The sequence below is a fragment of the Ensifer sp. 1H6 genome (genome assembly GCF_001976035.1).
Lineage (GTDB): Bacteria > Pseudomonadota > Alphaproteobacteria > Rhizobiales > Rhizobiaceae > Ensifer > Ensifer canadensis.
This window is the reverse complement of the sequence record NZ_MOAI01000021.1, coordinates 84,486-97,291: the sequence shown is the minus strand read 5'-3', so window position 1 is coordinate 97,291 and position 12,806 is coordinate 84,486. Positions and strand designations below refer to the sequence as shown.

At 63.0% G+C, this 12,806-nt stretch carries 4 protein-coding genes; 2 read left to right on the top strand and 2 right to left on the bottom strand.

Annotation, left to right across the window (positions count from 1 at the left end):
• The first annotated feature begins 49 nt into the window (after positions 1 to 49).
• Entirely contained in the window at positions 50 to 8,665 is an 8,616-nt protein-coding gene (gene ndvB, locus BKP54_RS23010; RefSeq protein ID WP_057210880.1) for a cyclic beta-(1,2)-glucan synthase, read from the top strand.
• A gap of 212 nt (positions 8,666 to 8,877) precedes the next feature.
• The gene (opgC, locus tag BKP54_RS23005) at positions 8,878 to 10,035 is read left to right on the top strand and encodes an OpgC domain-containing protein (RefSeq protein WP_084815014.1); all 1,158 of its coding nucleotides are present in this window, start codon (positions 8,878 to 8,880) and stop codon (positions 10,033 to 10,035) included.
• Positions 10,036 to 10,283: 248 nt separating this feature from the next.
• Here the strand turns inward: opgC and BKP54_RS23000 are convergent, their stop codons facing one another.
• A complete protein-coding gene (locus BKP54_RS23000) occupies positions 10,284 to 10,586 on the bottom strand; it encodes a hypothetical protein (protein ID WP_025425241.1) in 303 nt (100 codons plus the stop codon).
• A 349-nt stretch (positions 10,587 to 10,935) separates the two neighbouring features.
• On the bottom strand, positions 10,936 to 12,693 hold the full coding sequence (locus BKP54_RS22995; protein WP_025425240.1) for a glucan ABC transporter ATP-binding protein/ permease: 1,758 nt from the start codon (positions 12,691 to 12,693) through the stop codon (positions 10,936 to 10,938).
• Positions 12,694 to 12,806 lie beyond the last annotated feature (113 nt).

The window sequence follows — 12,806 nt, the reverse complement described above, 5'->3', positions numbered from 1 at the left end:
TTCCGCCAGTTTCCGGTTTGCCGGAAAATGACGGCGGATGGGAGGACACATGACCGTGTCTAGCAACGCGCCGGCCAAGCCTGGAACTTCAGGACCGCAGCCAACCCGGCAGAACAACGAGAGCCGGGCCGATCAACCCCGGTTGGATTCAGAACCAGCACCCATGCCCCTTCACAACACGCCGACCTCCTCTTCTCGCGAACCGGAAGCGAAACAGATCGATTACAACGATTCGATCCGCTCGACCTTTTTCTCGATGGAGGATCTGCGGCAAAGCGGCGAGACCCTTGCGCTCAAGGGCGCACCGTCCCTGCCGGGCTTCTTCCCGTTCGAATTCCGCCCGCGCCACCGCGAGAATGAAAACGAAATCCTGAGGGTGTATCGGGCAACAGCGGCTGATGTCGAAGCGGGGGCGTCGATCACGCCGGCCGCCGAATGGCTGCTCGACAACCACCACGTGGTCGAGGAAGCGATCCAGGAAGTCCGCCGCGACTTCCCGCGCAAGTTCTATCGCCAGCTGCCCACGCTGTCCGTCTCCGGAACAGTCATTCCGCGCACGATGGCGCTCGCCTGGCTCTATGTCGCCCATACGCACAGCACGGTCTCGCGGGAAAGCATTACCGCGATGGTCGAGGGCTTCCAGAAGCACGACACGTTCAAGATCGGCGAATTGTGGGCCTTGCCCTCGATCCTGCGCTTCGTTCTCATCGAGAACCTGCGGCGCATCGCCATCCGCGTCGAGCGTTCGCGCGGCATGCGGCGCAAGGCCAACGACATCGCCGACCAGATCATCCGTCACAACGACCCGGAAAAGTTGCGAGCGCTGCTGGCCGAATCCGAGGCGCTTGCGGCGGACAATACCTTCGTCGCCCAGCTGCTCTACCGCATGCGCGATGGCTCGCAGACCTCCGGCTCGGTGATCGCCTGGATCGAGGAACAGCTCGAGAAGCGCGGCAGCGACGTCGAGGACGCGCTGGTCGCCGAGCAGAACCGCCTGTCGTCAGGCAATGCGACGATGAGCAACATCATCCGCAGCCTGCGCGAGATCGACGATACCGACTGGGCCGTCTGGTTCGAAAGCGTCAGCAAGATCGATGCGGCGCTGCGCGATGGTTCCGATTACGCCGCGCTCGAATTCGGCTCGCGCAACAAATACCGCGATACGATCGAAAAGCTGGCGCGCCGCTCCGGCCACAGCGAATACGAAGTCACCCAGATCGCCATCGAGATGGTGAAGGAAGCGGAAGCGGTGGCTGCAGTCGAGCCGCAGCTTCATGAGCCGAACGTTGGCTCCTTCCTTGTCGGCAAGCAGCGCAAGGCGCTCGAGCAGAAGATCGGCTACCGGCCGTCGGTGCTGCAGAGCATCATTCGCCTCAGCCGCAAGCTCGACTGGTTTGCGATCGCCGGACCGAACATTCTCCTGACGATCCTGGCGATGGTCGCCGTCTATGCCTTCGTCAGCCCGATGGATATTCCGAACGGCGCGAAGCTGATCATGCTTCTGCTGTTTGCGCTGCCGGCGTCCGAAGGTGCGATGGGTCTGTTCAACACGCTCGTCACGCTGTTCGTCAAACCGTCGCGCCTGGTCGGCTATGAGTTCCTCGATGGCGTTCCGGAATATGCCCGCACGCTCGTCGTCGTGCCCTGCCTGATCTCCAAGCGCGACCATGTCGACGAACTCGTGCGCAATCTCGAGGTTCACTACCTCGCCAATCCGCGCGGCGAGATCTCTTTCGCGCTGCTCAGCGACTGGATCGACAGCAAGTTCGAGGAAACCCCGGCCGATACCGATGTTCTCGACTATGCCCGGCGCGAGGTTGCCGAGCTTTCGGCGCGTTATGCCTATGACGGCAGGACGCGTTTCTTCCTGCTGCACCGCCGCCGCCTCTTCAACGAGGCGGAAGGCGTATGGATGGGTTGGGAGCGCAAGCGCGGCAAGCTGCATGAGCTGAACATGCTGCTGCGCGGCGATCGCGACACCTCGTTCCTCCAGGGCGCCAATACCGTGCCGGAGAACGTTCAATATGTCATGACGCTCGACGCCGATACGCGCCTGATGCGCGACGCGGTGACGAAGCTCGTCGGCAAGATGTACCACCCGATCAACCGCCCGATCGTCGACCCGGAAACACAGAAGGTGATTGCCGGCTACAGCCTGCTACAGCCGCGCGTGACGCCGTCGCTGACGACTGGAAGCGAAGCCTCGGCCTTCCAGCGCATCTTCTCGGCCAATCGTGGCATCGACCCCTATGTCTTCACCGTTTCCGACGTCTACCAGGACATCGCTGGCGAAGGCAGCTTCACCGGCAAGGGCCTCTATCACGTCGATGCTTTCGAGGCCGCGCTCAAGGGGCGGATCGAGGAAAATGCCGTTCTCAGCCACGACCTGCTCGAAGGCTCGTTTGTGCGCTGCGCGCTGGTGACGGACGTCGAACTCGTCGAGGATTTCCCGACCCGCTACGAGGTAGAGATGTCGCGCCAGCATCGCTGGGCCCGCGGCGACTGGCAGCTGCTGCCCTATATCTTCAACCCGTCGAACGGCCTGTCGATGCTCGGCCGGTGGAAGATGTACGACAATTTGCGCCGTTCGCTGATCCCCTGCGCCTGGCTCGTCGCCTCTGTCATGGGCTGGTACTACATGCAGCCGACCGAGGCGCTGATCTGGCAGATCGTGCTGATCTTCAGCTTGTTCGTCGCCCCGACGCTGTCGCTGATCAATGGCCTCCTGCCGCGCCGCAACGACATCGTCGCCCGTGCCCACCTCCATGCTGTGCTGACCGAAGTTCGTGCCGCCAATGCCCAGGTCGCCCTTCGCATCGTCTTCATCGCCCATGGCGCGGCGATGATGGGCGACGCGATCGTGCGTTCGCTCTACCGCACCTTCGTCAGCCGCAAGCTGATGCTGGAATGGCGCACCGCTGCCCAGGTGCAAAGTGCCGGGCATGGAAGCATCGGTGATTATTACAAGGCGATGTGGATCGCACCGGCGCTGTCGGTTCTGTCGCTGGCGCTTGCGGCGATTTCCGATACCGGCCTGCCCTTCATCGGCATTCCCTTTGCCCTGCTCTGGGCGCTTTCTCCCGCTGTCGCGTGGTTCGTCAGCCAATCGGCCGAAACCGAGGACCAGCTGGTCGTTTCCGACGAGGCGATCGAGGAAATGCGCCTGATCGCGCGGCGCACCTGGCGCTATTTCGAGACCTTCGTGACCGCCGAGCAGAATTTTCTGCCGCCGGACAACTTCCAGGAAACGCCGCAGCCGGTGCTGGCCGAGCGCACCTCGCCGACCAATATCGGCGTCTACCTACTCTCGGTCATGTCGGCACGCGACTTCGGCTGGATCGGCTTCGAAGAAACGATCAACCGCCTGGAGCAGACGATTGCGACCATCGACCGGATGCCGAAATATCGCGGCCACCTGTTCAACTGGTACCGCACCAACACGCTCGAAACGATGGAGCCGCGCTACATCTCGTCGGTCGACAGCGGCAATCTTGCCGGCCACCTGATCGCCGTGTCGTCCATGTGTCGGGAATGGGCGGAAGCGCCGTCGGCGCATGTCCAGGGCAGCCTTGACGGCATTGGCGACGTCGTCGCCATTCTTGCCGAGGTGCTGAACGACCTGCCTGACGACCGCAAGACCGTTCGCCCGCTGCGCCGCCTGATCGAGGAGCGCATCGTCGGCTTCCAGAATGCTCTGGCTGCCGTCAAGCGCGAGCATGAATTCGCATCGATCCGCGTGATCAATCTCGCCGTTCTGGCGCGCGACATGCACAAGCTGACCGTCAACCTCGACCATGAGGTTCGCACGGCCCAGAGCAGCGAAGTGACGAAGTGGGCGAACGCGCTGGTCACCACCTGCGAAGCGCATATTGCCGACGGCGTGTTCGATCTTGGCGCCATCGAAGCGCTGCGCCAGCGCTTGGCGGTTTTAAAGGATCGTGCTCGCGACATCGCCTTCTCGATGGATTTCGGCTTCCTGTTCCGGCCCGAGCGTCGCCTGCTGTCAATCGGCTTCCGCGTCAACGCCAATGAGCTCGACGAGGCCTGCTACGATCTTCTGGCGTCCGAGGCCCGTCTGACCAGCCTGTTCGCGATCGCCAAGGGCGACCTGCCGACCGAGCACTGGTACAAGCTCGGCCGTCCGATCGTGCCGATCGGCGCGCGTGGCGCGCTGATCTCCTGGTCCGGTTCGATGTTCGAATATCTGATGCCGCCGCTGGTGATGCAGGAGCGGCAGGGCGGTATCCTCAACCAGACCAACAATCTGGTGGTCAAGGAGCAGATCAATCACGGCCGCCGTCTCGGCACGCCGTGGGGCATCTCCGAAGCGGCCTTCAATGCGCGCGACCACGAGCTGACCTACCAGTACACCAACTTCGGTGTGCCGACGCTTGGCCTCAAGCGTGGCCTCGGGCAGAACGCCGTCATCGCGCCCTACGCCTCCATTCTCGCCTGCATGTACGATCCGAAGGCGGCGCTCGCCAATCTCGGTCGACTGCGCGAAGTCGGGGCGCTCGGCGTTTACGGCTTCCACGATGCCGTCGACTTCACGCCGACGCGCGTGCCCGAGGGGCAGAAATGCGCCGTCGTGCGCAACTACTATGCCCACCACCATGGCATGTCGATCGCCGCTGTCGCCAACGTCGTATTCACCGGCAGGCTGCGCGAATGGTTCCACGCCGATCCGGTAATCGAGGCGGCCGAACTGCTGCTGCAGGAAAAGGCGCCGCGCGATATTCCGATCATGAACGCCAAGCGCGAGCCGGAATCGCTCGGCAAGGGCCAGGACGATCTGTTGCGTCCGGAGGTTCGGGTCATCGAAAACCCGCTCGCCCAGGACCGCGAAACCGTGTTCCTGTCCAACGGCCACTACGCCGTCATGCTGACGGCAACCGGTGCCGGTTATGCCCGCTGGAACGGCCAGTCGGTCACCCGCTGGAAGCCGGACCCGGTCGAGGACCGCACGGGCACCTTCATTTTCCTGCGCGACACGACGACGGGCGACTGGTGGTCGGCCACCGCCGAGCCCCGGCGCGCCGTCGGCGAAAAGCTCCTGACGCGGTTCGGTGACGACAAGGCCGAATTCGTCAAGACCGTCGGCGACCTCACCAGCGAAGTCGAGTGCATCGTTGCCACCGAGCACGATGCCGAAGGCCGCCGCGTCATCCTGCTCAACACCGGAACGCAGGACCGCTTCATCGAGGTGACGTCCTATGCCGAACCGGTGCTGTCGACCGACGAGGCCGACAGCGCGCATCCCGCCTTCTCCAAGATGTTCCTGCGCACGGAGATCAGCCGGCGCGGCGACGTCATCCATGTCAGCCGCAACAAGCGCAGCTCAGGCGATCCGGATATGGAAGTGGCGCATCTCGTCACCGATAATGCCGGCAGCGACCGTCCGACCGAGGCGGAGACCGACCGTCGCCGCTTCATCGGCCAGGGGCGCACCCTTGCCGAGGCCGCCGCCTTCGACACCGACGCGGTGCTTTCGGGAACCGATGGCTTTACGCTCGACCCGATCATGTCGCTTCGACGTGTCGTTCGGGTTCCGGCCGGCAAGAAGGTCAGCGTCGTCTTCTGGACGATCGCGGCCCCGAACCGCGAGGCCGTCGACCGCGCCATCGATCGCTACAGGCACACGGAAACCTTCAATCACGAGCTGATCCATGCCTGGACGCGCAGTCAGGTGCAGATGCGCCATGTCGGCGTCACCTCGCAGGAGGCCGCAAGCTTCCAGATGCTCGGACGCTACCTCGTCTACCCCGACATGCACCTGCGCGCCGATACCGCAACGGTTCAGGCGGGGCTCGCGTCGCAGTCAACGCTCTGGCCGCTGGCAATCTCGGGCGACTTCCCGATCTTCTGCCTGCGCATCAACGATGACGGTGACCTCGGCATCGCTCGTGAGGCCCTCAGGGCACAGGAATATCTGCGCGCGCGCGGCATTACCGCCGATCTGGTGATCATCAACGAGCGGGCCTCGTCCTATGCCCAGGACATGCAGCACGCGCTCGATTCGATGTGCGAGAACCTGAGGCTTCGCGGCCTCTCCGACGGTCCGCGCCAGCACATCTTCTCGGTGCGCCGCGACCTGATGGAGGCGGAGACCTGGTCGACGCTCTTGTCGGCTTCCCGCGCCGTCTTCCATGCCCGCAACGGCACGATCTCCGACCAGATCGCCCGCGCCAATTCGCTCTATTCGACGCCACCGGTGAAGGGCAGCGAAAGCAACTTCGCTCTGCTCGCCGCCCCGCAGCAGCCGGCCGACGCCGTCGATGCGGAGATTGTCGGCGACGGTCTCGATTTCTGGAACGGCTACGGCGGCTTTGCCGAAGGTGGGCGCGAATATGTCGTGCGCCTGCGCGGCGGCGAGGCGACACCGCAGCCGTGGATCAACGTCATCTCCAACGAGCAGTTCGGCTTCCACGTTTCGGCCGAAGGGGCCGCCTTCACCTGGAGCCGCAACTCGCGCGACTACCAGCTGACGCCGTGGGCCAACGATGTGGTCGTCAACCGGCCGGGCGAAGCGGTCTTCATCCGCGACATGGCGAGCGGCGCAGTGCTGACGCCATACGCTGCCCTGTCGCGCAGCCGGTCGGTCGTCTTCGAGACGCGCCACGGACTTGGCTATTCGACATTCCGCAGCACACAGGACGATCTCGATATCGAGGCAGCCCACACGGTGCACCGGACCTTGCCGGCCAAGCTGGTCCGCATCTCGATCCGCAACCGCTCCACGGCTGCCCGCCAGCTGAAGGTCTACGGCTTTGCCGAATGGGTGCTCGGCAACAACCGGGCCCGCATGGCGCCCTTCGTTCTGTCGACCTGGGACGAAGCCTCCGATGCGCTGGTTGCAACCAACCCCTACAGCATCGACTATGCCGGTCGTTCGGCCTTCTTTGCTGTCGATGGCGGTGAAGGTGTGAGCCATACGGCAAGCCGTCGCGAGTTCCTCGGGCGGGTCGGCGGCATTCTGGTGCCGCAGGCCGTTTTCGCTGGCGCCGAGCTTTCCGGCTCGATCGATGTGGATGGCGACGCCTGTGCGGCGTTGGCGACCGATCTGGTGATCGAGCCCGGTGCCGAAAAGCAGCTCACCTTCATCCTCGGCGACGCCGACAACGACGAGCAGATGCGCTCGGTTCTCGGCGAGTTGCGCCAGACTGCGTTCGACACCGTCATGGACGCCGCCAAGTCCTTCTGGACCGAGTTCACCGACATCGTGAAGGTGGAAACGCCGGATGCGGCCTTCAACACCATGATCAACAACTGGCTGCCCTATCAGAGCCTTGGTTGCCGGATCATGGCACGCTCGGCCTTCTACCAGGCGAGCGGCGCCTTCGGCTTCCGCGACCAGCTGCAGGATACGCTGGCGTTCCTGATCCATCGGCCGGAACTGGCACGGGCACAGATCCTCAACGCGGCCGCGCGGCAGTTCGTCGAGGGTGACGTGCAGCATTGGTGGCTGCCGGGCACCGGCGCCGGCGTGCGAACAATGATCTCGGACGATGTCGTCTGGCTTGCCCATGCCGTCACGCACTACTGCGAAGTGACGGGGAACGCCGACATTCTCGGTGAGAAGATCGCCTTCATCACCGGACCGGCGCTCGAGGAAGGGCAGCACGACAGCTTCTACAAGCCGGAGATCTCGGACGAGATCGCCGACGTCTACGAGCATTGCGCCCGCGCACTCGATCTCGCGATCAAGCGCAGCGGCGAAAATGGCCTGCCGCTCATTCTCGGCGGCGACTGGAACGACGGCATGAACCGCGTCGGCATTGCCGGCCGCGGCACCAGCGTCTGGCTCGGCTGGTTCCTGGCGGGCACGCTGCGCGGCTTCCTGCCCTTTGCCCGCGAGCGCAAGGACAAGGCGCGTGTCAGCCATTGGGAAGCGCATCTCGCCACCTTGAAAAAGGTGCTCGACGAAGCCGGCTGGGATGGTGACTACTATCGTCGCGGCTACTACGACGATGGCGCGCCGCTCGGATCGAGCGAAAGCGACGAATGCCGGATCGATTCGATCGGCCAGTCTTGGAGCGTGCTTTCAGGCGAGGGTGACGAGCAGCGATCGCAGAATGCGATGGATGCGGTCATGGCCGAACTCGTCGATCCGGATCGCCGCATTGTCCGGCTGTTCACGCCGCCGCTTGAAAGAACCAGGCAGGACCCGGGCTATATCAAGGCCTATCCGCCTGGCGTACGGGAGAACGGCGGCCAATATACCCATGCGGCGACCTGGGTGGCGCTGGCCTTTGCCGAGCAGGGAAGGGCCGAGGAAGCCTGGCGTGTCTTCCAGATGCTGAACCCTGTCTCGCATGCCCTCAGCCGCGAAGACGCGGACCACTATCGGGTCGAGCCCTATGTGGTCGCCGCCGATATCTATGGCGAAGGCGCGCTCGCCGGACGCGGCGGCTGGACCTGGTATACCGGGTCGGCCGGCTGGCTCTACCGCGCCGGCGTCGAGGGTATTCTCGGCATCCGCCGACATGGCGACAAGCTGGTCATCCGACCGGTGTTGCCGGAGGCCTGGGACGGCTACTCGGCGGAAGTGACGCTGAACGGCACGAAGCACAAGATTTCGGTCAAGCGCGATGCAAAAAGTCGCGAGCCGATCGTCAGCATCAATAATAGTGTCACAAAAAACGCGCATGAAGGCATTTTGCTGTAACTGCCGGTATTGAATGAACGTTGGAACCGGCTTTGCACCCGAACGGGCAAGGCCGGTTTTTTCTTGCTGATTTGCCGGCGGCACGAACCCTGACGGGCTCGTGCATCGATCGACGGCATCGAACGTGCGCTTGCCCCTGGGGCTAAGCGCATGTCCGGTGCCCGTTTCAACAGGGGTGGGGCAGGGGCGCCAGATCCCGGATACTAGACCGCATGCTGCAAAACACATTTGGGGGCGGCTCGAACCCGACGATATCCGCCCGCATGGTTCCCAAGGAGCGCGACACGCGCCTCGACGTGTTGAGGGCGCTCTGCCTTCTGACGATCTTCGTCAACCACGTGCCCGGGCAATATCTCGAATATCTGACCCACAAGAACTTCGGCTTCTCGGATTCGGCCGAGGCCTTCGTGCTCATCTCTGGCCTCTCCGTCGGGCTTGCCTATGGCGGCAAGTTCGTGTCCGGCGCATGCCTGGCGCTGACGCTCAAGATCTGGCGGCGGGCGCTGGCGCTCTACGTCGCCCATATCATGACCAGTATCGTCACACTGGCGATCTTTGCCGGCGGCGCCCTCTATTTCGGCCGGCAGGACCTGATCAGCGAGATAAACATCCGACCCTTCGTCGAGCAGACCGAGCAAGGCATCGTCGCGATGGTCCTGCTCGGGCACCAACTCGGCTATAACAACATCCTGTCGATGTATGCGGTGCTGTTCCTGATGCTGCCCGGCATCCTCTGGCTGAACGGCATCAGCAGCCGGCTGCTCCTCGTGTTTTCCGCGCTGCTCTGGCTTGTGGCCGGGGTGTTCAAGCTGGTGCCCTCCAACTTCCTCGACGAGGGCTACTGGTTTCTCAATCCGTGGTCCTGGCAGTTCCTCTTCGTCATCGGCATCGTCTCGATGACCGCGATCCGCCAGGGCGCAGTCCTGCCGCGCAGGCCGCTGCTGATCGCGTTCGCCGCGATCTATCTCGTCGTTTCGGCGCTGTGGGTTCTCTTCTCCTGGTGGAACATCGACCTGTCCTTCGGTCTTCCGGCGGTGCTGACCGGTTTCGACAAGACCTTCCTGTCACTGACGCGGCTAAGCCATGTTCTCGCGATCGCCTATCTCGTCGCCGTCATTCCCGCCGTCAATCGCCTCGCCCGGCTCGATGCCGACCACCCGCTGGCGATGGTCGGCCGCCATTCCCTGCCGATCTTCATTTTCGGCACTATCCTGGCGATGGTCGGTCAGGTGCTGTTGTTCGTGACCGGCCGGAACCCGATCGCCGGCACGCTCTTCGTGATCGTCGGCATCGGCCTGCACTTCGTTTACGGCTACTATCTGGAATGGTTGCGGGGCGTCGTCAGCGCGAAACCGATGCGAGCGACATGATGAAACGATAAGGACGACCAAGGGTTTGCATCAAGGCTCGGCCGCCGGTTCAAATGTGTAGGCAGCCGGCCGCGGAACTTGGGGGCCCCTACCCTCGAGTTCGATCGTCTTGCCATTGGCGCGCAGGACAGTAATTCCGCCTGCTTCGCAGGGCCCAGAGATACACGCGGTACCGATCATCGCCATCTACTGCATGTTTCCTTTAATCTTATTCGATTGAAGGACAAAAACTGCAGCCATTCAAAGGGCTACAGCGACCTTTGCGCGTCTAATAAAGACGCCCGGCGTAGGCCGACGTCACTCAGGGTGCGAAGTCCGGTCGACACGACCATGGCGTCCAGATGCCCCGCAGGAACGCGAACATGAACCTCTTGAAGATAGTCAGTTAGCCCGGCTATGACGATTTGGCCTGACGTGTGGAGCCGTCCGATGACGACATGATCCGCATTTTCGATGTCGATCTTCGGCATCTGTTCGTGCAGTTCCACGATAACCGCAACATCCCTGTTCCGAGCAGTCACGACGACCAGCGCATCGTTGCCTGCAAGCATTCGGATCTTGAAGTCTTCGTCTGTCCAGTTCGATGGGAGATGTAGGTTGTTGGAAGCGTCTGCGAGCTAGAACTGATGATAATCAGCCATGACCCGACCATCGAATAAAACGGTCAATCGTGACCTACCTTCCGAAGGATGTTCGCTGGCCTTCGCTACCGCCGAATTCGCTGGCCGTTCTGACCGAGAACCCATGACGCCAATGGCGGCTGCATGCAGTGCCGTCCAGCAAACGACGGCGCAGTACTTGAACGGGATTGCAAGAGCCAAGTCAATGCGAGCGGCATGAACGAAAAAAGCCCCGGAGGGTCCGGGGCCTTTTGCATTGCGTGATCTATAAGGCGTCGGCTCAGGCCGCCGTGTGGCTCATGCGGACGTCTTCGTCCGTCAGGATGCCGCTGGCGCGAAGCAGGGCGGCGAAGCGGCCGTTGCTCTGGCTGAGCTCGTTGAAGCCGCCCATCTCGACGATCCGACCTTGATCCATGAAGATCACCAGATCGGCCTCGCGCACCGTCGACAGGCGGTGGGCGATGATGAAGGTGGTGCGGTCCTTGCGAAGCGCATCGATCGCATCCTTCACCCGAGCCTCGGTCTCGACGTCGAGCGCGCTGGTCGCCTCGTCGAGCACCAGGATCGGTGCGTTCTTGAGGATGGCGCGGGCAATCGCAACGCGCTGGCGCTCGCCGCCAGACAGGCGGTTGCCGCGTTCGCCGACGACGGTGTCGTAGCCATTGTTGCGGCTTTCGATGAAGTCGCTGGCGGCAGCCGCTTCGGCGGCAGCCATCACTTCGTCGAGCGACGCGTCGTCGCGGCCAAGCCGGATGTTTTCGCAGATCGAGCGGTTCATCAGGCCGGCGTCCTGGAAGACGGTGGCGATCGAGCGGCGCAGCGACTTGCGCGTGACCTTGGCGATATGGACGCCGTCGATCAGGATCTGGCCGTCACGCGGTTCGTGAACGCGCTGCAGCAGGTTGACGAGCGTGGTCTTACCGGCGCCGGTCGGGCCGACGATCGCGATCGTCTGGCCGGCCTTGGCCGTGAAGGACACGTTGCGCACGCCCTGCGTGGTGTTGGCGAAGTCGAAGGACACGTCGCGGAATTCCACTTCGCCCTTGACCGCGCCCAGGTCCATCGCACCGGCCGGCTCTTCGCGTTCGCGCACCGAATCTTCGAGCTGGAAGAAGTCTTCAAGCTTGGCGCGGGCTTCGAAGATCTGCGTAACGAAAGCCTTCATCTGGTCGAGACGGCCGATCAGCAGGTTGGCAAAGCCGATGAAGGCGATGACTTCGCCGACGCCGAGTTCGCCGCGCTGGACGAGCACGGTGCCGATGACGAGGATCGTCATCATCGAGATGGTCGAAGCGACGCGGTTGAGCGCGCTTGCCAGCGCCCACCAGTCAAGCACGGGGAACTGGGCGGAGATCAGGCGTTCGGTGAACTTCTTGAGTTCGCGCGTTTCGGCTTCGATGCGGTTGTAGCTGTGAACGACCGAAACGTTGCTGATGGCGTCGGAAACGTGGGAGAAAACCGTGTGATAGTGGTTCTCGACCGAGGCCTGGCCTTCCTTGGTGCGGTTCATGACAGCCTTGCTGACCAGCACATAGGAGACACCGAGGACGACGAGCACCAGCGACAGGCGTACATCCATCGCAAACGCGGTCGGGATGAGCAGGACGAGCGCTACCGCCGTTGCCAGATGCTGGCGCATGAATTCGAGCCAGAGACCGAACAGCGTTTCACAGGCGCGAAGCAGCGTATGCAGCGCGTTCGACGTACCGCGCTGGCTGTGCCAGGAGAGCGGCATCGAGACGATGCGGCCGAAGGCTTCCGTCAGCAGCGTGGCGCGACGGCCATGGGCCAGCCGATCCGCTTCGCGGGCGACGAGGACGAAGGCGACGGTGTTGAACACACCCAGGCCTGCCCACATCAGCAGCATCGGCGTTACTGCGCCTTTGGAGGAAATGGCGTCGATGATGCGACCAAACAGGATCGGCTCCGCAATCGTGATGACGGCGAGCACGACGTTGGCGAGCACGATCGCCGAGACACGGAACTTGTGAACCGCAAGATACTGAAGCGCTCTTGCATACACTTGGAACAATGACACTGTCTCACCCCTTCCGGGTACCGGATTTTGCGCCGCACCAAACATTCGTGCGGCAAATGCGTCACGCCTCAACACCTCCGGCCGTCGGGCACGAGGCCGCGATTTGCCGGCCG

What these genes read in the sequence shown, in the direction of transcription:
- ndvB (WP_057210880.1), top strand. Translation starts at nt 50, where the DNA reads ATGACCGTGTCTAGCAACGCGCCGGCCAAGCCTGGAACTTCAGGACCG.
- BKP54_RS23000 (WP_025425241.1), bottom strand. Translation starts at nt 10,586, where the DNA reads ATGCTTGCAGGCAACGATGCGCTGGTCGTCGTGACTGCTCGGAACAGG.
- opgC (WP_084815014.1), top strand. Translation starts at nt 8,878, where the DNA reads ATGCTGCAAAACACATTTGGGGGCGGCTCGAACCCGACGATATCCGCC.